Consider the following 23,060-nt stretch of genomic DNA (forward strand, 5'->3'; position numbering starts at 1 on the left):
GTCTCAACGCCTCACGCGGCCCGGCCAGCCCCTAGTGGGCAAAGTGCCGCTCACCAGTAAGGTACATCGTCACGCCCGCCTTGTTGGCCGCTTCGATAACCTCGGCATCACGAACCGATCCACCCGGCTGAACGACTGCCCGCACACCGGCGTCGGCCAAAACCTCGAAGCCATCGGCGAAGGGGAAGAACGCATCGGAGGCAGCCACCGCACCACGGGCGCGCTCCTCGTCCCCTGCGAGGGAGTTCGCGCGCTCCACAGCGAGCTTTGCGGCGTCCACGCGGTTGACCTGCCCCATGCCCACGCCCACGGTGGCGCCGCCCTTGGCCAGCAGGATGGCGTTGGACTTCACCGCGCGTACGGAACGCCATGCGAACTCCAGCTCGGCGAGAGTCTCCGAATCGGCGGGCTCACCGGCAGCCAGGGTCCAGTTGTTGGTGTAGTCACCGTGGGCGTCAATGAGGTCACGCTGCTGCAGCAGCAGGCCGCCGGAGATCTCGCGGGACTCCACGATCGGGCGGTTGCTGCCCGGCTCCGGCGCCTGCAAAATGCGGATGTTCTTCTTCTGCGAGAGCACGTCGATCGCGCCCTCTTCGTAGCTGGGGGCGATGATGACCTCGGTGAAGATCTCGGCAACCTGGTTCGCCATCTCCACGGTCACCTCGCGGTTCGCAGCGATCACACCGCCGTAGGCAGATACCGGGTCGCAGGCGTGAGCGCGCTTGTGCGCCTCGGCGATGGACTCATCGGACACGGCGATGCCGCAGGGGTTCGCGTGCTTGATGATCGCCACGGTGGGGCGCTTGTGATCCCAGGCGGCGCGCCACGCTGCGTCGGAGTCCGTGTAGTTGTTGTAGCTCATTTCCTTGCCGTGGAACTGCTCGGCATTGGCGAGGCCCTCGCCGTTGGCGTACAACGCGGCGGCCTGGTGCGGGTTCTCGCCGTAGCGCAGCACGTTCTTGCGCTCGTAGCTGCAGCCCAGCCATTCGGGGAAGCGCTCTTCCTCGTCCAGGATTGCTTGCCCCATCCAGTTCGCCACAGCCATGTCGTAGTTGGCGGTGTGGCGGAACGCCTCGGCGGCCAGGTGGGCACGCTCTTCGCGGGTGAATCCACCGGACTCGGCGGCGCGAACCACATCGTCATAGCGCTCCGGGTCCACGATCACGGCCACGGACGGGTGGTTCTTTGCCGCGGCGCGCACCATGGAGGGCCCGCCGATATCGATCTGCTCCACGCACTCGTCGAAGCCAGCGCCGGAGGCCACGGTCTGGGTGAAGGGATACAAGTTGACCACCACCAGCTGGAATGCCTCGATGTCGAGGTCTTCGAGTTGCTGGAGGTGGTCATCCTTGCGGGTGTCGGCCAGGATTCCGGCGTGCACGCGCGGGTGCAGGGTCTTCACGCGACCTTCCAGGACTTCCGGGAAACCGGTGAGCTGCTCCACTTCGGTGACCGGCACGCCGGCATCCGCGATCTTCTTCGCGGTGGAGCCGGTGGACACGATCTCCACGCCCTGCTCATGCAGGCCGGCAGCGAGCTCTTCAAGCCCGGTTTTGTCGTACACGCTAATGAGCGCGCGGCGGATGTGCTTTTTGTCCTGGTTGTTGTCAGTCATGGCTGCCGATCCTGGCCTTTCGTCCTTCGATGCTGATCCCGAGCTCCGCGATGCGGTGCAAAACGTCCACGAGCAGTGCCCGTTCGGTTTCCTTTATTCTTTCATGCAAGGTCTCAACTGTGTCGTCTGAGTGGACTGTCACCGGCCGCTGATCGAGGATTGGGCCGGTATCCACACCACTATCCACTATATGGACTGTGGTTCCGGTGACGCGCACCCCGTAGGCCATCGCGTCCGCCACGGCGTGCGCTCCGGGGAAGGCCGGCAGCAGTGCCGGGTGGGTGTTGATGATCTTTCCGGCGAAACGCTCCACCACGTGGGCGCCGATGATGCGCATGAAACCGGCGCTGACCACGAGGTCCGGCGCGTAGCCTGCGAGCGCGTCGGCGAGGTCGCGGTTCCACTGGTCGCGGTCGGTGGCGCGGGGGATGTAGTCCACCCTGAACGTGGGGATCCCGGCGCGCTCGGCGCGGTCGAGCGCCTCGCACTGCCGGTCGCTGCCCACGGCGAGGATGTCAATTTTCGTCGTGTCCACGTTGTCGATCACGCTCTGGAGCAGCGTTCCCGTTCCGCTCGCGAGGATCACTATCTTCATCGCCGTTTCCGCCATTGTCTGCTTCCTCTGTTGAGTCCGTGTCTGCTGTGTCTTCTGTGTCTTGTTCGTCTTCGGGTTCCGCCGGGCTTTCGCCCTTGTCATCCGACGCCGCTACGTTCTCCCCCGCCTCAGTATTATCTTCGGCGGCCTCAACGTTGCCCGCCTCAATGTTGTCTTCGGATGGCGGGACATCCGGCACGTCCTCGACCACCTTGTCCCCTGCACGCGCGATAACCACCATGATCACAGTCGCAGGGACCAGCAGCCACACGCCCAGTTCGACCGCAAAGAGCCACACGAGGGGCCCAGTGTTGCCGTAGACCCCGAGCTCGCCACCGGATAGCCACGCGGCACAGAAACCAATGAACGCGGCCGCGGCTCCGCTGCCGATGGCCAGCAACGCCGGCGCCTCGATGTACCCGCGCTTGCGAACGAAGCCGTAGACCGTCACCACGGACACCACGGCCGGCACGAGCAAGAGGAAGCCCCCGTAAGGAATCGTCTGGTTGGGAATTGCCGCCAGAATCGGCACGGGCGGAAGGTTCACGTTGTCGGCGGTAAACAGGCTGACTGCTCCGTTTCCGATGTGGAACTCTCCACCCAGCAACACGGCTGCCCCGCCGAGTGCAATGTTCGGCAGGTAGGCCAGCGCCACAAGACTCAAGCCGATCACACCGAGCGTGTCGGATGTGATGGCGTAGGCGCTTTCGAAAGCGTTGAGGTTCGTTAGCAGGGAGATCAGCGCGGCAACTGCGCCTGCGATCGTCATCCATCCGAGGAATCGGCCCGCTAGGCGGAACGCCTCGACCGGCCAGGTGGACAGCTGTCGGCGCAGCAGCAGGGCGCGCCACACCCGTGGGCGCATACCAATGACTACGGAGGCACCGTTGACGAGCACCGTGGCAACGAGTGCCGTCAGCAGGTTCGGGGGCGACACGTCGTAAACTCCGCTAGCGTCCCAGATCATCAGCCAGGCAATGCACGTCAGCAGGGCGGGGATCAGCAGGCTGAGGGTGGCGAACACGCGCAATCCCCGCACGCTGATCGAGTTCCCGAGCGTGGCCGTTGCGCGGCGCGAGTGGATTGCTACCAGAATCATCGCGGGCAACAGCGGACTAAAGCCAAGCTCCGCGCCGCCGATCGTCACCGGGGCGAGATTGAACACCATCCACAGGGAACCGATGGTGGCGGGGATAATGGAGAACCCGGCCCCGATGCCCACGATCACAGCAATCACGGCAATCACGCCAATGGTCGCTCCGTGATTAATGAGAATCTGCGGGCCGTACTTGCGAACGTGGGGTTTCCATGTTTCCCACCACGCGCCGATCGCGGATGTCTTTTTCACATCGACGCCACTACCCGTCCCCTTCTTCGCGGTCGGCACCGCACGGGAGGCGGAGCTGCCGACTGCGGTGGAGGGGGCCGCAACAAAGCTCTCCTGGGCGGCGCTGCCGCGGCGCGTCCTTTCGGTCTTCCTCTCAGTATTCCTGTTCGGGGTCACCGACTGCCGAGTAGACCGCACGTCCCTCGACCGCTGGCTACCGGTCCCCCTGCGGGGAGTGCGGCGGCTGGGCGAGGCAGGACGGCGGGATCCAGGGCGCTGCGCATCGGGTTGCTTACTCACCCCATCTATTGTGCCTAGCTCGTGATCTAAACGTGGTACTGACTCACCTTGGGGAGGGAGATCTCGGCAGAGCACAGCCAACCTTCAACCATCGCTGGAGAGTTTGCAGATATTACAAACAAACCTCCCCTCCCCAGTGCCGCAAATCACATACCCGCCCAAAATCGCCGTTGAGCTGCACCTTTACTGAACTGAGGCTTCCATCACCACAGTAAATCCGACGGTAATCGATATCGGATCGTTATTTTTTGCCGAAATAGCTTGCCCACTGGGTACTTACGCGTTAATGTTACGTCTCGTTGATAACGAAGTGGTCACGAAAATCCACACGTCCATGACGAAAAGGTAACGATTCAGTGAAGATCTCCTCTGAGGCGCGTCGCGCAGGTGCACACCGCAAGCTCGATAACAGCGCAAAGCGTCGCGTCGCTTTCGTCGCTGTCGCTGCCGGTGCCGTCACCTCCGCTGGCGCTGCAGGCGCCACCGCAGGCGCTGCTCAAGCTGAAGACGGTAACGCTGGTCACGCCCCCGCCACGGCAATCCTGGCTCAGGGTCAGGGTACCGCACCAGCGGCTGCTCCGGAGGCGCCCCAGACTCCCCAGATCCTCGAGGTTCCGCAGGCCAAGCCCGTGTCTGATCTGGCTGGCCAGCTGGACTCCGCACTGCGTTTCGCTCAGGAGCGCATCGCAGCCGATCTCGCTGCCCGCGCTCCCCTCGCTGTGAAACCCGCAGACGGTGCATTCACCTCCCCGTTCGGCATGCGTTGGGGCACCATGCACAAGGGCATCGACATCGCTAACGTCATCGGCACCCCGATCCTCTCCGTGGAGGACGGCACCGTCATCGACGCTGGCCCCGCCTCCGGCTTCGGCCAGTGGGTGCGCGTCAAGCACGATGATGGCACCATCACCGTCTACGGCCACGTTGCCACCATCGACGTCACCGTTGGCCAGCACGTGACCGCTGGTCAGAAGATCGCTGGTATGGGCAACGAGGGCTTCTCCACCGGAACTCACCTGCACTTCGAGGTGCATCCCGGCGGTGGCGAGGCCATCGACCCCGTGCCGTGGCTCGCAGCCCGCAACATCTTCGTCTAAGACGTCGTTACTACCTCTCACAGGCTCCCGCCGTTCCGCGGGGGCCTGTTGTCGTTGCTATAGCTTCTCCATCGGCACGCCCGCCGTCAGCATGAGACGCACCGTACCCTTGGAGCCGAAGTCGATCATGCACGTGGCGAAGGGGCCGTTGTGCCCCACGGATGTGACGGTCCCCAGACCGTACTTATCGTGGTTGACCTTGTCGCCAACCTCGAGCTCCAACGCCTTGGCTTGCCCGCCCCTCGCACCGCCACGACCGGCTGCGCTGCGTGCGGGAGTCCTCTGCGGACTCGGGCGTGACGATCGCGAAGACCCAGAAGCCCCTGTAGACCCGGTAGCCCCAGTAGCTCCCGAGTAGGCAGACGCCGTCCATTCCGAATCCTCCCCACGGCCAGAGCTCCACGAACTACTAAAGCTGGTGCCATCTGCATAGCCACCACCGTAGCTACCGCCATAGGATCCGTGCGAGGGTTCCTCCCGAATCCACTCCACAAGCTCATCGGGCACCTCGGAGAGGAACCGTGAGGGCGGGTTGGTCACCGGTGTGCCCCATCCGCTGCGGGTGATCGCCCGGCTGAGGAACAGCCGCCGCTTCGCACGGGTGATACCCACGTACGCAAGACGGCGTTCCTCGGCGAGCTCCGTGGGGTCCCCCAGAGCGCGCATGTGCGGAAACTGCCCGTCCTCCCAGCCGGTGAGGAAGACCACGGGGAATTCCAGCCCCTTGGCCGTGTGCAGTGTCATGAGGGTGACCATGTCCTGTTCTTCCGCTGGGATTTGGTCAGCATCTGCCACGAGGCTCACGCGCTCGAGGAACGCCTGCAGGCTCCCCAATTCCGCCTCGCCTTCCGCCAGTAGCGCAGCGGTGTTGACTTCCCCGTCGGCGGCCTCACCGGGCATGTCCACGTAGGCCTTGAGGTTCGCGGCTTCTTGCGAGAACTCGTGGCCGACGCTCACCAGCTCGTTGAGGTTGTCCAACCGCGATCCGTCCTGCGGGTCGTTGGACTTTTCCAGTTCCTCCTCGTAGCCCGTGACATCCATGACGGCCTTGACGATCTGCCCGAGGTCCGGCAGCCCTAAGCCGCTGCCGTCGCTGGCCGTCATTTCCGCCTGGTCCATGCGCTCGCGTAGGCCGTCCATCATCTCCAGGAAGCCCGCGATGCCGTTGCGGCCCCGGCCGGAGAGCCGGGCGACCTTTCCCTCAGCGGCGTCCCGCAGCGCACTGGCGAAGGAGATTCCGTGGTTGTCTGCATGCACCGTCACCAACGACAGCGCGCGGTCGCCGATTCCCCGGCGCGGGGTGTTGATGATCCGTCGCAGCGCCACGGCATCCTCGGGGTTGTCGAGCACCTTGAGGTAGGCCACGATGTCTCGGATCTCCTTGCGCTCGTAGAACCGCGTTCCTCCCACTACCTTGTAGGGCAGGCCGGAGCGCACCAGCACGTCTTCCACCGCGCGCGAAGCATTGTTCGTGCGGTACATCACCGCGATATCGCCATAGCGGTAGCCGTGGTTGTCCACGAGATCATCGATCTGCTCGGCGATGAACCGCGCCTCGTCGTGCTCATTGTCGGCGACGTATCCGCCGATGTTGTCGCCGTCGCCGAATTCGGTCCACAGCTTCTTTGGTCGACGCCCCTGGTTGCGATCAATCACCGCGTTTGCAGCGGTAAGGATCGTCTGCGTGGATCGGTAGTTTTGCTCCAGCAGGATCGTGGTGGCATTGGGATAGTCCCGCTCGAATTCCTCGATGTTCCGAATGGTCGCTCCACGGAAGGCATAGATCGACTGATCAGCGTCGCCCACCACACACAGCTCGCCAGCGGTATCGCCCTTGCCCACCAGTGTGGACACGAGTTCATATTGCGCGTGGTTGGTGTCCTGGTACTCATCCACGAGCACGTGGCGGAACCTCCGGCGGTAGTGCTCAGCCACGGCCGGGTTGGTCTTGAGTATGTGAACGACCTCTCCGATGAGGTCATCGAAGTCCACCGCGTTAGCCGCCCGCAACCGCCGTTGGTAGGTGGCGTAGAACTCAGCTACCTGCATTCGGTGGGAATCGGAATTCCCCTGGGCTTCAGCCAGCGCACCCTGCGGGTCGATGAGCTCGTTTTTCCAATTGGAGATCACCGAGAGCACGGCCCGCGGTGCGAATTCCTTGAGATCCGCACCGGCATCCTTGATCACCATGGTGATAAGCCGCTTGGAATCGTCCGAATCGTAGATCGTGAAGTTAGTGTTCAAGCCCTTCACGAGGTGCGCGTTGGCCCGCAGCAAGCGCACGCACATGGAGTGGAAGGTAGACACCCACATCCGCTCAGCGTCCGGCCCCACCAGGTCCGTGACACGCTCGCGCATTTCCGCTGCGGCCTTGTTGGTGAAGGTGATGGCAAGAATCTGCCACGGTGCCACGCCGTGGTCCAGCAGGTAGGCGATGCGGCGGGTCAGCACGCTCGTCTTGCCCGAGCCCGCACCTGCCACGATGAGCAGCGGGCTGCCCATGTGCATCACGGCTTGCTTCTGCTGCGGGTTAAGCCCCTCGAGAATCGCGTCCGTGTGCTCACCCTCATCCCCACGTGGGCTCTCCCCCGCTGCCCGTGCGGGTCGTTGCGCCTCGGCCGCGCGGGAAGCGTTGAAGGCCGCCAGCACGTCCTCGTACCCCTCCGGTGGCAGGTCTTCCGGGGGCGCGTCCTCCATCGGCGGTTCCTCCGGCAGAGGTAGGTCAAACAGGTGATCACTCATCGCGTCCTCGGCCTTCCTTTCGTCTGAACACTTCGCATCGCTTTGCCACAGCCTTCGCGCAGCCTTCCCACATCGCTCCACATATCTTTCCCACGCAGTACAATAACCGCCATGAGCGACAACGAGTTCCGGGTACGCATGCCTTCGGGCACCGACGACCCTCTCTCGGATTCAGAAATCCAATCTTACCGCGAGGAAATCAACCGCCTCGACCGCGTCATTATCGACGCTATCCATCGGCGCAGCGACGTGTCCAAAGCGATCGGCAAGACCCGCCTGGGTTCCGGCGGCACGAAGTTGGTGTATACCCGCGAGGTCGCCATCATCAACCAGTTCCGCCAAGAGTTTGGCCCCGAAGGTGTCGATATCGCCAAGGCTCTGCTTCAGCTCGGGCGCGGTCGGCTCGGCTGAGATTAACTAGGCCGGCAGTGCGAAGCCGGCGCCGATCCCGCCGACCTTATCCATGTCCGCGGCGATAGCGTTCCACGACATCCCGGCGACTGGGGCGTGGATCGGTCCCTGCAGTGGCGTGTGGCAGGAAGGCAGCTGCCCGACCCCGCCGTTGACGATGCCGACGAGTCGGCGATCTTGGTACAACGGGCCACCGGAATCCCCAATGGATCCGCAGATGTGGCTGATGAGGAACGGCTCGGATACACCAAGGAAGGGGCCGCACTTCGTGCCCGTGGTGACACCGGTCTTGCAGAGCTGCTGGAACGGGCCGGGCTGGGCGCCACCGAGCTGGTCGATGGTGACGTTGTTGTAGGTCCGCGTGATCTGCACGTCGTCGTTGAATTCGATCACGCCGTAATCGGGCTCACCGGCGCGCACGAACGTTCCGATCTGGCCCGTGGAGGGAAGGTCGAAGGACGTGACGGGATCCCCAGCTTTGCCGCAGTGCCCGGCGGTGATGCCAACCTTGTGCCCGTCACGGTCGACACCGGTGACGGCAAGGGTGCACACACTTTCGCCAACGATCACAGGAGTGGACGGGCCGACCAGAGCGGTGGGGGCAATGTCCAGCTGTGCCTGGGGTGGCTGCGGCGAGGTGAAATAGTGACCCGGGACGCGGTGGGGGCCAGGCTCGCCCGTGGCGTTGAGAAGATCATCGAGAGGTTTGATCTCGTACGACAGCATCGGGTCAGATGACAAGCTCTGGGCTGTCGCCTGCGGTGCCACCACGGAAGCTGCGACAGTCATTGCGAGACCAACTGCCGCAGCGGCACGGGTTCTGCGAGAAAAGGCGCGAATCATGCGATCCAGACTATCGTTTAGTGGACGGTGACAGATCCGTCGGCAGCCACATCAACCGTGGCGGCGTACGCCGCAGCGAGGTTGATGCGCTGCCAGGAGCCCTCCGGGCCCTGCTTGTCCAGCGGGTAGCCAGCCGGCAGCGCGGTCTGGCGAAGCACCTCAGCGCGCTGGTTGTAGGTGAGGTTCGGGAACTTCGGCAGCAGCAGGTCGGGGGCGGCCTGCGGCACGATCATCGGAGCGTTCTGGTTGTAGACCGGCTTGAGGCCGTGGGTCATGCGCTGGGTGTACTCCGCAACGGCCTGCGAGGTGGTGCGGTAGGGAGTGTCCGTGGCGATGACGTCGGCAAGGGGGCGCCCTGCGCGCCACTGCAGCTCCGCGCGGATCTCGTCGCCGGCCTGGCGGATGGCATCGCGCATCTTCAGGTCGTTCCAGCGATCAGCAGCGGCGGCGGTGCCGGTGATGCGGCCACCGATGACATCGAGCGGGTAGTGCACACCGAGCACCATGCGGTTGTAGCCCGCCTCGGCACCACGGTCGAGGATCTGGGGACCGAGCTCGGGAAGAGCCATGGTCAGCAGCGTGGTTGCCCAGGTGGCCTGGTTGGTGTGACCAGAGGGAAAGGACTTGGAGGTTCCGTAGAGATCGCGTTGCGGGGACTCGTAACGGTTGATGCGATCCGGCGCCACAACGAAGGGACGCTCGTAGCCGAAGTACTCCTTCTCGGCGAAGGTGGAGGAAGCCAGGCCACCAGCACGTGCGGTGTAGCCGCCGCCCAGCAGGAAAGTGGTCTTCGGAAGACGGTTCTCGTTGAGTGCGTCGAGGAAGTATCCGCCCAGTTCCGATCCGAGGGCGTCGGAAAAGGCCTTAAGCACGCCGTCCTTATCGGCCATCGCATCGTTTTGCGCCCGCTGAATTTGGGCCGGGTTGTTCTTGGCCTCATTATTGATCTGCACCACGCGGTCTAGGTTCTCCTGCATGACCTCGGGGTGGTTCGCGCGTAGATCCTCAAACCCGTTGATGGGCTGCCAGTACACGCCGTAATCGTAGGAGCTGATGTCGGAGATGTAGCCGCCCACATAATCGGGGCTGAACGGCTGCGGCACGGGCGCGCCGGGGTGATGCACCGGCGTGGGGTACGTCGGCACAGCCTCGGCACCGGCCACCGGGGGCACGGAAACACCATCGGGGAGTTCGGCAGCAGCAGCGCTGGGGACAACGCTCAGCGACACTGCAGTGGCCGCAACCGCCGCGATAGCTGTTTTTCCGACATTGTTGAGAATTGCCACCGCACAGAGACCTTTCACACAGGAGATGGAGCGCTATTTTTTAGCACAGGAGAAGCCTAGGGACAGATGGTGAACGGCAGGTGAACTGCTCTTGACGTTTACGTGACGAGTCGATGGAAACTGCTCGAAGTATATGTTTCTGCCCAAAACATCCCTCTGGCGTGATTCTATCCCCCTTCAGCGAAATTTTCGCATCTTTCCACGCTCCATCCAGTGTCTTAAAATAAAAGTATGAGTAAAAAGACGTTTCACCAGCGCCCGAACCGTTCGCTCCGCACCTGTGCAGTCGCTGTACTCAGCGCTTCCGTGCTTGCCATTGCTGGATGCTCCACAGAGGAGGCTAAGGACGTCGCCAGCGATGTGTCCAGCGAGGGCAACGCTGCCGCATCAGCTGCAGACTCGGCAGCAACCTCCGCGACGGCCGCCCTTGCCGACGAAGCAACGGGAACGTCCATGACCATCACCCCGTCGCTCGACAAGCCAGTTCAGCCGAACAGTGAGCTGACCGTAAAACTCACCGGACTCAATCCAGACTTGGGCTACTACGTGGGTATCTGCAAGAAGGACACCACAGGCCGCGTTCCCGATTGCACCGGCCAGCGCGGGGATGCCGGCTCTCAGCAGTGGGTCAAGCGCTCCGGCGGCACCGTGGGCATGAAGGAAGACGGCACTGCGGACGTCAAGCTCAAGGCAGTCCCCACGGGCGAGAACGTGGATTGCATGAAAGACAAGTGCGTGGTCAAGCTCTTTGGCGATCACACCGAGAATTTCAAGCCCTACGCCGATCAGGACATCACCTTCGCGCGCTAACAAGCACGCGATTGCCGAGTAAAGTACGCCTCATGCGTATGACTATCGGCGATTTCCTCATCCGGCGGCTCAAGGAAGTCGGCATCACCGAGATCATCGGTGTTCCCGGAGATTTCAACCTCAACTGGCTCGAACAAATTGAGGCGGCAGACGGCATCCGGTTTGTCGGTGCCACCAACGAGCTCAACGCGGCCTACGCCGCCGACGGGTACTCCCGCAGCCGCGGCGTCTCCTGCCTGCTGACGACATATGGCTTGGGCGAGCTCTCCGCACTCAACGGCTTGGCCGGCGCGGCCTGCGAACACATCCCGATGATCTCCATTGCGGGCAGCCCACCGCTGTTTGCCACCGAGAAGCGTTGGCTTCTGCACCACACCCTAGCCGACGGCAACTTCGGCAATATGCTCGAATCCGTGCGCCCCTTCGCGGCGGTCGCCGATCGCATCACCCCGATGAACGCCGTCGACGAAATCGACAGCGCTATCCGCGCCGCCCTCCGAGAAAAGCGCCCCGTCCACCTTCAGCTCCCCTCCGATATCTCCCACCTAGAGATCACCGTTCCCGACGCCCCACTGGATACCTCCCTGGAGCCCTCCGATCCAGCGCAATTGGACGCTGTCTTGGACGCGCTGTTGGAGGAGTTCTCTGCCGCGAAGAACCCCGTTTTGCTCGTTGACCAGGATGCGCAGCGCCACGGGTTCCTCACGCTGTTCGAGCAATTGGTGGACAAGACCCACCTGCCCTACGCGCTGATGTCCTCCGGCAAGGCGCTGCTCAGCGAGCAACATCCGCTGTTCCTTGGGGTGTACAACGGTGCGGCGTCGTGGCCGGGCGTGCAAGAGGCGGTGGAAGGCGCGGATCTGCTGTTCACCTGTACCCCACGGTTTATCGAGGTCAACTCCGGCAGCTTCTCGCAATCCATCAGTGAAGAGCACACCATCGACCTCGGCGATCAGCATGTCAATATCCATGGCACGCACTACGTGGGCCTGGATACCACGCAAGTGCTACGGGAGTTCATCGACCGCGTACCTACGGCGACCGGCGAGATGCCCGCGCCTGCTGACAACGTGCCGGAAGCGGACCCCTTTGAGCCTCATGCCGAAGCAGAGCTGACTCACGCCCGGCTCTGGCCACAGCTCAAGGAGTTTCTCCGAGAGGGCGACACGATCATCACGGAAGCCGGCACGTCAAACATCGGCCTCAGCGCCCAGCGGATGCCCGCCAACGTCACCTACATCAACTCGGCCATCTGGGGCTCGATCGGATACACCCTCCCGGCGCTCATGGGCAGCCAGATGGCCGCCCCCGAAAAACGCCACCTCCTGTTTATCGGTGATGGTTCCTTCCAACTCACCGTCCAGGAATTGTCCACTATCCTCCGCGAACAACAAACGCCGATCGTGTTCCTGCTCAACAACGCGGGTTACACCATCGAACGGTACATCCTGGGCATGGATCGCCAATACAATGACATTGCGAATTGGAAATACTCAGAACTCCCCGCAGTGTTCGCAGCCAACCCCAGTATGGATTCCTATTCCGTGCGGACCGAAGGTGAGCTGGCCGAAGCCCTCGCGGCCATCGAACGGTCAGACAAATCAGACAGGGGCGCCTTCGTGGAACTGCACCTCGACCCGAAGGATGCGCCAGCCGGACTGAAGGCTTTCGGCCCGATGACTGCGGAATTCGACTACGGCCCACGGGGACCTCGAAACCCCTAGAATCCGAGGCTCCCAGGAGCACGAAGAAACCCCTCAATCCTCGAAAAGAGGATTGAGGGGTTCATTGTAGCGGGGGCAGGATTCGAACCTACGACCTCTGGGTTATGAGCCCAGCGAGCTACCGAGCTGCTCCACCCCGCGACGGGTGCATGATCAAGAACATCCGTCCTTGTCAGCGACTCCACTACTGTAACGCACTGCGCTACAGAAGTGAAATCGCCTGGTCAGCGACCACCCGCCGGCCTACCGGCTGCTGGCCACTACCGACTACTGGCCTTCTCCCTGACGGGTCGTCTGCAGCTGCTGCACGGCCTTATCCAGCTCGTCCAGCGCTCGGCCGAAGTCCTCGTAGCTGCCGCTGTTGCGTGCCTGGTTGACCTTGTCCATGGCATCGCGCACGCGCTGCTCCGGAGTGGTATCTCCGGACCCTGCGTTGGACTGGTTATTCGGCTTGGTCGAGGACTGATTACCGTCCTGCTGGCCCTTATTGTCGGTACCCGAGGAGTTGTCCTCCGGCTTCACCACGGATCCATCGGCTTCCTTGATAGAGGTCGCCTGGGCGGCGTCAATACCAACCTGGCTCAGCGCCTCGGCGATCGTCGGGGCGTAGCCAACCTGACCGTTGAAGTACACCAGCACGCGCAGGAGCTTCGGGAATGCGGAGTCCTGCCCGCTGCGCTGGGAGTACACGGGCTCCACGTAGAGGATCTGCCCCTTGCCCACCGGCAGCGTCAGCAGGTTGCCGTTGGTCAGGCGGTTCGTGCCTTCCAGCAGGGTGCGTTCCCGTGCGATGGCGTCCGAGGACATCATCGTGTCCTGCGCCTGCGTCGGGCCCAGGGTCTGGGTTCCGGTCGGCAGCACGCGCACGTACATCTGGCCGTAGGTATTCGGGTCGGACGAGACCGTCATGTGCGCAGCCAAGTACTCGCGGTGCAGACCGCGGAACGGGGTGATGAGCTGGTACTCAGACTTGCCAGTGCGGGGGTTGGCGGCCACCACGTAGTACGGCGGCTGTGCCAGCTCCTGGCGATCCCGCGGAGCGGTCGGGTCGGAGGGCACCGACCAGAACGCATCGTTGGTGAAGAACACGCCGGGGTCAGACACGTGGTACTTCGCGATGAGCTCGCGCTGAACCTTGAACATATCCTCGGGGTACCGGAGGTGGTTCATGAGGTCCGGGCTGATGTCCGACTTCGGCTTCACCACGTCGGGGAATGCTCCCCGCCAGGCCTTGAGCACTGGGTCGCCCTCGTCGAAGGCGTACAGATCCACCGAGCCGTCATAGGAATCCACCACGGCCTTGACCGAGTTGCGGATGTAGCTCACGGAGTCGGTAACCAGTTGGTTCTGATTCACGCCACCGGGATTGATTGCATCCGCGGTGGTGTCGGTCAGCGTCGTGCGCTGAGAGTACGGCAGGTTATCCAACGTGGTGTAGCCATCAACGATCCACTTCACTCGCCCGTCGATCACCACGGGGTATGTCTTTGAATCGGTGGTCAGCCACGGTGCCACCTTGTGCACGCGCTCACGGGGGTCGCGCTCGTACACGATCTTCGAACCTTCACCGATACGGTCGGTCAGCAACATCTTCATGGACTCGAACTGAGCCGAGTACATGACGCGGTTGAAGTAATTCGACACATCCACGCCACCGGTACCGGTGTAGCTGTAGTTCTCGGTGTCGGTGTCGTACTCCACCGGCTCGCCGGACTTGGTTCCCACGATGGCGTAGTCGGAGTTCGGCTGGGTCGAAGACGCAATCACCGGACCGTAGTAGATGCGCGGCTGTTCGAGGTTGACCTTGAGGTCGCCGCCTTCGCTACCGGTCTTGAGCGTCTGCAGGTCGGCGACCGTGTACACGGGGTAGCCACCGCGGGCCGATCCCACGTCGCGGGCGACCTCATCCACCTTGCGGGCCGGAGCAGCAACGAAACCGTTGCCGTGGGTGTACACCGTGTGGCGGTTGATCCAGTCCTTCTGGTTGCCGTCAAGAGTATTCGGGTTGAGCTCACGGGCGGCGACCACGAAGTCGCGCATCTGCCCGTCCACGTTGTACCTATCCACGGCCAGTTCCTTGGGGAAGCCGTAGAAGTTACGCAGTTGCTGTTGCTGGGTGAACGTGGGGCTCAGCACCTCGGGGTCGAGCAGCCGGATGTTGGAAAGCGTCGCGCCGTCGTCGGCCACAGACTTCTTCACCTCGGGGCTCTTCGGCTCGTCACCGGCGCCCCAATCGGGCTTGTACGTCACTTTGTCGTCGCCGATGCCGTAGGAATAGCGCGTTGCCTCGATGTTGCGCGCGATGTACTCGCGTTCCTTTTCCGCGCGGTTCGGGCTCACGCTGAACTGTTCCAGCGCCGCGGGCCATGCCAGGCCAATGGCCAGCGAGGAGCCGACCATGAGGGCCACAGCCAGCGCCGGGATGCGCAGGTCCTTGATGACCACGGTGACAAAGAACATCGCTGCCACGAAGATCGCGATAATCGTCAGCACGATCTTCGCCGGCAGCACCGCGTTGACGTCTGTGTAGCCAGCGCCCGTGAACGTGTCGTGGTTCTTGTTCATGAGACTGTAGCGGTCAAACCAGTAGTCCACGGCCTTGAGCAGCATCCACAGGCCGGCGATGATAACCAGCTGTCGGCGCGCGCCATCCGTGATGGATGCCTTCTCCCCCACGCGCGGATTACCCGTGGTGATCGAGCCGAGCAGGTAGTGCCCCACGCCGTTGACCACGAATGCCACGATGAGCAGCACGCTGAAGGTGGACAGGATGAACTGCAGCATCGGCAGGTTGAACGCGTAGAAGCTCAGGTCCTTGTGGAACTGCGGGTCCTGCACGCCGAAGTTCGATCCGTTGAGGAACATCATCGCGGTGCGCCATGCGGATTGCGCGATGAGCCCGGAGATTGCGCCGACGAACACCGGGATGCCGATGAGGAACGGGCGCAGGTTGCGGCGGATCAGTGGCCGGTATTCCACCAGCGGCGAGGACGATCCGATGGAGTCCAGCTCGTCCGGTCGGGCCCGGTAGGCCATGTAGGCGGCCAGCCAGGAGATCAGGGCCCCGACGAGTGCGAAGACGATGAACAAAACGATGCGCGTCACGATGACGTTGACGAACACCCCTTGATATTGCACACTGCGGAACCAGGCGAAGTCCGTATAGGTGCCCACGATCACGGGCACCAGGAAAAAGGCAGCGACAACGATGGCTGCTATGGTGCCGAGTATTTTGGAGCGCCGGCTGGGTCCGGGCCGGTTCTTCCTGGACGCGGAGCCAGAGGTAGGTGGCGTGGTCATACTCAAAGCTTGTGTCTCTCCTCCGAGGCGGTGATTTCCTCCAGAATACGTACAATTTCGTTCGAGGCATAACCCAGCTTGGGTCCCCAGTTTTTGCCCGCATCCACAGCGTTCACACAGGAGCTTTCGTATGAATCAGTCCGCCAATCAGTCCGTTGATGTTCACGATGTTCGGGTACTCAACGCCGCCCTTCGCGAGGCGGTGGATTTCGTGCACGCGGAGGGGTGGGATAACCCTGCCACCTTGTTTGGTCTGGTTCCCCATGAGCTTGTTGCGGATGTTGTTGTTGATTCCGACGCCCCAACGAACCCCCTTGCCCTCGTGGTCCAAGAGGACTTGCCGGATGACCTTCCCCCGGGATCCGAGGAGCTCGGCAGCTACGTGGCCACGATCCGCTGGCCGGAACCAGTCGTCGGGGCCATCCTGGCTCAAGAGATTGTGTTCGTGAACTCCGCTCCCGGCGCGGATCAGGAGCCGCGGCAGGCCCGCCTGTTCTCCGGGGTGCTTGCGGGTGAGGATGGCTCGGGTGCCGAGCGCACGCTCATTCAGCTGCGCCCCACAGAGCAAGACCTGGAGGATGACCCGTTCGCCCAGGACAAGATCGAACTGCTGGGCGGCGAGGACATCGCACCCGGTGTGGTAGCAACGCTGCGCGCCACGTTCGAGGACGACCGCTAGCCAGCCTGGCAGGTGGAGGCGTTGCCGCCGCTGTTGTAGGTCTTGAGATCGTTGATCGCGTCGCTGAGGCTATCGACCTTGAGCAAGGTGATGCCGTCGACGTCGCCGGTGACGGCCTCCTTGCAGTTTTGATCCGGCACGAGGAAGACGGTGGCTCCGGCGTCCTTGGCCGCGGCGATCTTGTGGGTGATGCCACCAATGGGGCCGACCTTGCCTTCGGCGTCGATAGTTCCGGTGCCTGCCACGAACTTGCCGTCCGTGAGGTTGTCCGGGGAGAGCTTGTCGACGACCGCCATGGAGAACATGAGTCCTGCGGACGGGCCACCGATGTCGGTGAGGTTGTATTTCACTTTGAGGTCGCCGGAGGGTTGCGCCACGGAGGTGACGCCGAGGAAGGCCACGGGTCCCTTGGTGTGCGGTGGGAGCAGCTTCTTGGGGGTTTCCGCCAGCTTGACGGTGAAGGTCTTCTCCCGGGATTGCCGCAGGACGGTGACGGTGATGTCCTCCCCCGGCTTGTGTTCCTGGACGAGCTTGGCCAGATCATCGGGCAGCGTGACCTTCTGGTCATCGATCTTGGTGATGATGTCGTTGACCTTGATGACGTCGGCGGCGGGCGAACCCTCGCGGACGTTGACCACCATCGTTTCGAGGGGGCACTTGAGGTAGTTCATCGCGGAGATCGTCGCGTTGGACTCGGACGCGGCGAAGGCGGCGGCGTTCTGCTCCCGCACCTCTTCCTGGCTCTTACCGCTGGGCAGGACCTGTTCGATGGGCACGAGGGTGTCGTCGGTGGTGAGCCAGCGGGACATGGCCTGGGCGAACGTCATGTTGGTGCGCACGGACACGGTGGTCATGTTGAGGTGGCCCGTCGTCTTATCCGGCTCTTCGCCTTCGATCTGCACCACGGGGCGACCATCGACATCGCCGAGGGTGTTGAACGTCGGCCCCTTCCCCTCCGCCGCGTAGGGAACAGTCAGGTCAATATCCGTTCCGGGGATCCGCGGCATGCCCAGCAGGGAGACGAGGGCGATGACGGGAACCGCTCCGATAACGATGGTGCGATTGCGACGATTCCAAAAACTCACCTGAGCCACATTACCTTCTGACCTTCCAGTTCCTATAGCGAAACCATGAAAGGCCACACGCGCCAACGGGCGGCGCGCACCCAGCCCCGGCGTGTTCGCTATCAGCACACGACTTTCCTGATCGCGGGGGTGAGATCGGCGCACACACCTAGGTACGGTGGTGGCATGAGTAAATTCGGCTTTGGCTCCAACCCCTCGGATGACGATTCCGACGACGATCGTCGCCGCGACCAGAATAACCCCTTCGGATTCTTCTTCGGCCCCGGCGGACAGGGCGGATCCGGTGGCATGGGTGGCTTCGGCGGCATGGGCGGCGGCAACCTGGGAGACATCCTCAACCAGTTCGGCGCCATGATCAGCGGCTTCGGCTCGGACATGAACAGCCCGGACGCCAAGGGGCCTGTGAACTACTCCATGGCCGAGCGCATCGCCCGGCAGCACGTCCAGAACGCTGCTCAGCCCAAGTCCCACGACTCGCAGGCGGTCGCCGAATCCGTCCGACTCGCGGAACTGTGGCTGGACGAGGCCACGACCCTGCCCGCCGGCGCCACGAGCTCGGTGGCTTTCGGCCCCTCGCAGTGGATCGACGAGACGATGGACACGTGGAAGCGCGTGGTGACCCCACTCGCGGACAAGTTGGGCGACGCCGCCCTGAGCGGCATGCCCGAAGAAATCCGTTCCCAGCTCGGCCCGCTCGCCGGGATGGCCAAGCAGATCAACGCCGTGAACTTCAGCATGCAGTTGGGAGCCACCCTCGGTGAGCTCGCGAAGTCGGTCGTCATCTCCACGCAGTGGGGTGTTCCGCTGGCCAGCGGCAACACCGCCGCCGTGGCCACGGGTCACCTCGATGACATGGCGAAGAAGCTGGGCTGTGAAAAGCGCGAGGCGCTGATCTACCTGTGCGCCCGCGAAGCCGCGCACCATCGCCTGTTCCAGCACGTCCCGTGGCTGGTGGAGCGCCTCATTCTCGACGTCGAAGAGTTTGCGGTGGGCCTCACGTTGGACGATTCCGGGCTGCAGGAGGCCCTCGGCCAGTTGAACCCGGAGGCAATGAACGATCCCGCCAAGATGCAGGAGATCATGGCCGGCCTGCAGAACGAGGACTTGAAGCCCAAGGTTGTCTCCTCCAACGCGCACGCCCGCGAGCGCTTGGAAACCAGCCTGTCCCTCGTTGAGGGTTGGGTGGACTACGTGGTCGGCTCCGCCCTGGATTCCCGCATCCCGGAGGCCGCGATGATCAACGCGGCGTGGTCATCGTTCCGTAACAACGGCAGCCCCGCCATGGATGCGCTGACCGATGCCGTGGGCATCAGCTTCACCGCGCCCAAGGCCGATGAGGCCGCGGACCTGTGGCGCAAGCTCAACGATGCGGTGGGCCTCGACAAGCGCGACGCAGTGTGGGATCACCCGGACTTCCTGCCCGTGGCAGAGGACCTGGATAATCCGGCAGCGTTCATCGGTCACATCGCCTTCGATGAGGACGAGATGAAGGATTTCAACCCCATCAGCGAGATCGAAAAGCTCGAGCGGGAGCTCAACAATAAGAACGACGAGTCTGACAAGGACGAAAAGGACGAAAAGGACGATGGCGACGATGGGGACGGCAAGAAAGACGGCCCCACCGCCTAACTAGTTCCCGCGATCAAACCCCCACCGCCGGTAGGCTTCCAGGTAGCCCTGGGCCCGCTGGAGGTCGGGGGCTTTCGCTTCCCAGCTGCGGAACTCCTTGCCGTGATCCGGAATGAACGTGTGCACCAGCTCGTGGATCAGCACCGAGTCGAGCACATACTCCGGTACCAGCTGTAGCCGGTGCGACACCCGAATCTTCGAGGTGGACGGCGTGCAGCTGGCCCAGCGTGTGGTCATGTTCGTCACCCACACGACCTCCCCCACCGTCGCCTTCGATTGCAGATACCGGCGGTTGAGGAACTCCGCCCGTTTCCGCAGATCCTCATTGTCCCCAGCCGCGGCACCCCAGGCCTTGCCGTTGCGCTTTCGCAGCCGCTCGATCATGTCCACGGCAAGTTCCGCGAGGTGATCCTGCGACATCGCTTTCGGGGCGAGCACCACGTAGGTCTCGCCCTCCTGTCGCACGCTCACGGTCTTCTTCCGGCGTGCTGACAACCTCACGTCGAGGTCGACCTGCTCCCCGAGGCGGCGTGACACCTGCGAGGCCAACTTGTCAAGGTTCATCATGTCACCGCTCATGCTACTTGCTTGACCTGCGCCTCCGCTAGATCATCGCTAAGCTGGCAGCCACACAGAACATTCACGCAACGTGGGGGCGTTGCGAACCAGTTCGAGGGGGAACGTCTCATGATCTATCTGCCAGCGCACACGGCTGTCATGGCCCGGCCCGGCGTGGGCATCCAATTCGGGGTTCTCCCCGCGCACGCCCGCATCCTTCCGCTGCCGCCGAAGGTCAACACGGGCATCGTCATGGCGCTATTTCACCAGGCTCGCAGCCCCATGGAGCAGGACACGCTGGTCACCCGACTGGTGGGGTGTGGGTTGGGGCGGACGGTGGCGTCGGACATGGTGGAAGAACTCGTGCGGGCGGGGATCCTGCGAGCCGCCTACACCGGCTCCGCCGAGGTCAACCTGCTCAGCACCGGCGTGGCCGAGGAGCTGCTGCGGGCCGAGCTCACTCGCCGGCACATTCCCAGCCGCACGATCACCAGCGCGCGCGACGCCCACCGCAGGCTCGCCGTGCTCCCCGGAATGGTCTTCCCACCTGCGAATATTCAACAGGGTCTCATGGAGCGGCAAGCCGTGCATTACCCCACCGGCGTGGTCGATGGAATGCTCGTGTGCGGCCCGCTCATCGTCCCCGGGCACACCCCATGCCTGGCGTGCGTCGATCACGGGTACTACCTCACCGACGATGGTTGGCGTGGCATCAGGATGCAGGCGGCCGCCCGCCCGCTCGCCGAGGACATGCCGCTGGTTCGCGCGTTGGGCGTGGTCACGGCGGGGCTCGTCGCCGAGCACCTGCTGCCGTGGTGGAATTCCGGCCCTCGGTTCGACGCCATACCGGGCATCCTCGCCGAGCGGCGCGTCATGGACCTTTCGGGCGGCGTAGTGCACCGGCACAAGGCGGTGGCGGATTCACGGTGCTACTCCTGCCACAGCGTGCGCGTTCTCTACGCGTAGTTGCTGGTGATGGCGATGATGTCCTCGCCGAACTGCTCCACCTTGACCGGGCCGATGCCGGGGATGGAGACGAGCTGCGCGGCGGTAGTCGGGACTTTTTCGGTGATGGCGCGCAAGGTGGCGTCCGTGAGGATGACGTAGGCCGGCACGTTCATCTCCTTGGACAGGTCCGTGCGCCATTGCCGCAGTTCGGTCAGCATGACGTGATCCGTTTCGGGCGCGTGCTCCCCGCAGCGCCCGAGGATCTTTAGCTCTGGGCTGCCCAGGCGGGCGCCGCAGACCACGCAGGCGTTCTTCGGCGCGCCCGTGGAGGCCGCGCGGCTGCGCCGGGAGCCGTCTCGCGAGTCGTCCTCGCCGGGGACGAGGCCGTCAAGGAAGCGGGTGCGGCGCCGGTTGGCCTTACCGCCGGGTTCGGCGGCCAGCGGCCAGGAAAGGTACAGGTGCTCGCGGGCGCGGGTGATGCCCACGTAGAACAGGCGGCGCTCCTCCTCGATGGCATCGGCGGCACCGGCACCCTTGAGTGCGTAGCGGATGGGCAGGGATCCTTCGGTGAGGCCGACGAGGAACACGGCGTCCCACTCCAGGCCCTTGGCAGCGTGGATGGTCACGAGGGTCACGCCGTTGATGCGCGGCGGGTTCTTGGATTCCGTGCGTTCTTTGAGCATGCCCATGACGGTGCGCAGTGAGATGCCCACGGTGGAGGTGGAGACGATCTCCTCCACGAGGCCCATGAGGGCGCGCAGGGATTGCCAGCGCGCGCGTTCCTGGGCGCCCGTCGGCTCGGTGGTGGTGAGGCCGACGGGGATGAGTGCGGCGCGGACGGCAGGCACCACGTCGTCTGGCTCGGGGTCGAAGCGCTGGGCGGCCTGATAGATCGCGGCGAGGCCCTCGCGGATTTCCCGGCGCTCGAAGAACTCGGTGCCGCCCTTGATCTGGTAGCCGATGCCTTCCTGCTCCAGGGCGTATTCCAGCGGGGCCGAGTCGGCGTTGATGCGGTAGAGCACGGCGATTTCGCTGGGGCTGGTGCCCTGGTTGATGAGCTTTTTGATCTGCTTGGCTACGCCGACGGCTTCCGCCGTGGCATCGGGGTACTCGGTAAACACCGGTTCGGGACCGGTGGGGCGCTGGCCCTCGAGCTTCAGCTTTGTTCCTGCCGCCCGCCCGGTGGCCTTGGCGATGACCTTGTTCGCGAGGGTGACGACCTGCGGGGTGGAGCGGTAGTCGCGGTGCAGGCGCACGGTGGTGGATTCCGGAAAGCGGCTGGTGAAGCCGAGGAGGTAGTCGGGGGTGGCGCCGTTGAAGCTGTAGATGGTCTGGTTGGCGTCGCCCACCACGGTGAGGTCGTCGCGCTCCCCCAGCCACGCATCGAGGACGCGCTGTTGCAGCGGGGTGACGTCCTGGTACTCGTCTACGACGAAGCTGCGGTAGCGCGAGCGGAACTCGTCCGCGATGCCGGGGTTGGTCTCGATGGCCGCGGCGGTGTGGAGGAGGATGTCGGCGAAGTCGAGGATGATCCCCTGCGGGGTGTTTTTCAGCGCCTCGTAGTTGTTGAAGACTTCGACGAATTTCCTGGGGTCCACGGGGCAGTCTCGGCGGCGGGGTTCCACCAGCGCGGGGTAGTCCTCCGGGGAGACCATGGAGGATTTTGCCCAGTCGATCTCGCCCAGGAGGTCCTTGAGCATCGTGGTTCCGGCATCCACTCCGGCTCCGCGGGCAGCGCGGGCCACGAGGGGGAACGGGCGGTCGAGGATCTGCTTTGGTATTGATCCTGCGTAGGCGGACCAGAAGTAGTTGAGCTGGCCGAGGGCGGCGGCGTGGAAAGTCTTGGCCTGCACCTTGGGGATGTTCATGAGCATGAGGCGCTCGCGCAGCTCGGCGGCGGCGCGCTTGGTGAACGTCACGGCGAGGATGTGGGCAGGATTGATGAACCCACCGTTCACGAGGTGTGCGATGCGGTGGGTGATGGTGCGGGTCTTGCCTGTTCCAGCGCCCGCGATAATGCTGACGGGACCGCGCGGTGCGGTCGCCGCTCGGAGCTGTTCTGGGTCGAGTCCTTCGAGGGGCTGTGTCGCCTGTGTCACAGAGCCACAGAG

Annotated in this window: 17 protein-coding genes and 1 tRNA gene; 7 read left to right on the plus strand and 11 right to left on the minus strand. The window is 63.6% G+C overall.

Annotated elements, in window-relative coordinates:
- Positions 1-31 precede the first annotated feature (31 nt).
- The 3 genes from purH to LA343_RS10570 are packed head-to-tail and all read right to left on the minus strand — an operon-like array spanning position 32 to position 3,837.
- Positions 32-1,615: a bifunctional phosphoribosylaminoimidazolecarboxamide formyltransferase/IMP cyclohydrolase gene (gene purH / locus LA343_RS10560; protein ID WP_025403301.1), complete on the minus strand. Its 1,584-nt coding sequence runs from the start codon at positions 1,613-1,615 to the stop codon at positions 32-34.
- Entirely contained in the window at positions 1,608-2,210 is a 603-nt protein-coding gene (gene purN / locus LA343_RS10565) for a phosphoribosylglycinamide formyltransferase (protein WP_025403302.1), read from the minus strand. Before purN ends, purH begins: the two co-directional genes overlap by 8 nt.
- Positions 2,131-3,837 carry a cell division protein PerM gene (locus tag LA343_RS10570; RefSeq protein WP_039910961.1) on the minus strand — a complete coding sequence of 569 codons (1,707 nt, stop codon included), beginning with the start codon at positions 3,835-3,837 and terminating at the stop codon, positions 2,131-2,133. The genes purN and LA343_RS10570 overlap by 80 nt, the downstream gene beginning before the upstream one ends.
- A gap of 356 nt (positions 3,838-4,193) precedes the next feature.
- Between LA343_RS10570 and LA343_RS10575 the strand changes: the two genes are divergently transcribed.
- Positions 4,194-4,934, plus strand: a complete 741-nt coding sequence (locus LA343_RS10575; RefSeq protein ID WP_025403304.1) for a M23 family metallopeptidase — start codon at positions 4,194-4,196, stop codon at positions 4,932-4,934.
- Between the two features lie 57 nt (positions 4,935-4,991).
- Here the strand turns inward: LA343_RS10575 and LA343_RS10580 are convergent, their stop codons facing one another.
- On the minus strand, positions 4,992-7,631 hold the full coding sequence (locus tag LA343_RS10580) for an ATP-dependent helicase (RefSeq protein ID WP_039911577.1): 2,640 nt from the start codon (positions 7,629-7,631) through the stop codon (positions 4,992-4,994).
- Between the two features lie 156 nt (positions 7,632-7,787).
- Between LA343_RS10580 and LA343_RS10585 the strand changes: the two genes are divergently transcribed.
- The gene (locus tag LA343_RS10585) at positions 7,788-8,087 is read left to right on the plus strand and encodes a chorismate mutase (protein ID WP_025403306.1); all 300 of its coding nucleotides are present in this window, start codon (positions 7,788-7,790) and stop codon (positions 8,085-8,087) included.
- 6 nt (positions 8,088-8,093) lie between these two features.
- Here the strand turns inward: LA343_RS10585 and LA343_RS10590 are convergent, their stop codons facing one another.
- Together LA343_RS10590 and LA343_RS10595 are read right to left on the minus strand one after the other, a co-directional pair.
- Positions 8,094-8,876, minus strand: a complete 783-nt coding sequence (locus tag LA343_RS10590; protein WP_025403307.1) for a S1 family peptidase — start codon at positions 8,874-8,876, stop codon at positions 8,094-8,096.
- A gap of 71 nt (positions 8,877-8,947) precedes the next feature.
- A complete protein-coding gene (locus LA343_RS10595) occupies positions 8,948-10,216 on the minus strand; it encodes an acid phosphatase (protein ID WP_224209164.1) in 1,269 nt (422 codons plus the stop codon).
- Positions 10,217-10,447: 231 nt separating this feature from the next.
- Between LA343_RS10595 and LA343_RS10600 the strand changes: the two genes are divergently transcribed.
- Positions 10,448-11,026, plus strand: a complete 579-nt coding sequence (locus LA343_RS10600; RefSeq protein ID WP_025403309.1) for a neocarzinostatin apoprotein domain-containing protein — start codon at positions 10,448-10,450, stop codon at positions 11,024-11,026.
- Between the two features lie 32 nt (positions 11,027-11,058).
- The gene (locus LA343_RS10605; protein ID WP_025403310.1) at positions 11,059-12,750 is read left to right on the plus strand and encodes an alpha-keto acid decarboxylase family protein; all 1,692 of its coding nucleotides are present in this window, start codon (positions 11,059-11,061) and stop codon (positions 12,748-12,750) included.
- A gap of 67 nt (positions 12,751-12,817) precedes the next feature.
- Here LA343_RS10605 and LA343_RS10610 read toward each other — a convergent pair.
- Both LA343_RS10610 and LA343_RS10615 read right to left on the minus strand, forming a co-directional pair.
- Positions 12,818-12,891 (minus strand) — tRNA-Met (locus LA343_RS10610).
- Positions 12,892-13,017: 126 nt separating this feature from the next.
- On the minus strand, positions 13,018-16,050 hold the full coding sequence (locus LA343_RS10615) for a UPF0182 family protein (RefSeq protein WP_025403311.1): 3,033 nt from the start codon (positions 16,048-16,050) through the stop codon (positions 13,018-13,020).
- 130 nt (positions 16,051-16,180) lie between these two features.
- On the opposite strand from LA343_RS10615, the gene LA343_RS10620 reads away from it, so the two are divergent.
- Complete coding sequence (locus tag LA343_RS10620; RefSeq protein ID WP_025403312.1) at positions 16,181-16,729, plus strand: PPA1309 family protein; 549 nt, start codon at positions 16,181-16,183, stop codon at positions 16,727-16,729.
- On the opposite strand, the gene LA343_RS10625 is transcribed toward LA343_RS10620, so the two are convergent.
- The gene (locus LA343_RS10625) at positions 16,726-17,814 is read right to left on the minus strand and encodes a YlbL family protein (RefSeq protein WP_025403313.1); all 1,089 of its coding nucleotides are present in this window, start codon (positions 17,812-17,814) and stop codon (positions 16,726-16,728) included. The genes LA343_RS10620 and LA343_RS10625 overlap by 4 nt on opposite strands.
- Before the next feature lie 165 nt (positions 17,815-17,979).
- Here LA343_RS10625 and LA343_RS10630 point away from each other — a divergent pair, with 165 nt between their 5' ends.
- The gene (locus tag LA343_RS10630) at positions 17,980-19,443 is read left to right on the plus strand and encodes a zinc-dependent metalloprotease (protein ID WP_025403314.1); all 1,464 of its coding nucleotides are present in this window, start codon (positions 17,980-17,982) and stop codon (positions 19,441-19,443) included.
- Here LA343_RS10630 and LA343_RS10635 read toward each other — a convergent pair whose 3' ends face one another.
- Positions 19,444-20,010, minus strand: a complete 567-nt coding sequence (locus LA343_RS10635; RefSeq protein WP_081737435.1) for a M48 metallopeptidase family protein — start codon at positions 20,008-20,010, stop codon at positions 19,444-19,446.
- Positions 20,011-20,130: 120 nt separating this feature from the next.
- Between LA343_RS10635 and LA343_RS10640 the strand changes: the two genes are divergently transcribed.
- Positions 20,131-20,967 (plus strand): hypothetical protein, encoded by an 837-nt coding sequence (locus tag LA343_RS10640; RefSeq protein ID WP_025403316.1) that lies wholly within the window; start codon positions 20,131-20,133, stop codon positions 20,965-20,967.
- On the opposite strand, the gene LA343_RS10645 is transcribed toward LA343_RS10640, so the two are convergent.
- A complete protein-coding gene (locus LA343_RS10645) occupies positions 20,958-23,048 on the minus strand; it encodes an ATP-dependent DNA helicase UvrD2 (RefSeq protein ID WP_025403317.1) in 2,091 nt (696 codons plus the stop codon). The genes LA343_RS10640 and LA343_RS10645 overlap by 10 nt on opposite strands.
- Between the last annotated feature and the right edge of the window lie 12 nt (positions 23,049-23,060).

The organism is Corynebacterium falsenii (assembly GCF_020099275.1).
Classification (GTDB): Bacteria; Actinomycetota; Actinomycetes; order Mycobacteriales; family Mycobacteriaceae; genus Corynebacterium; species Corynebacterium falsenii.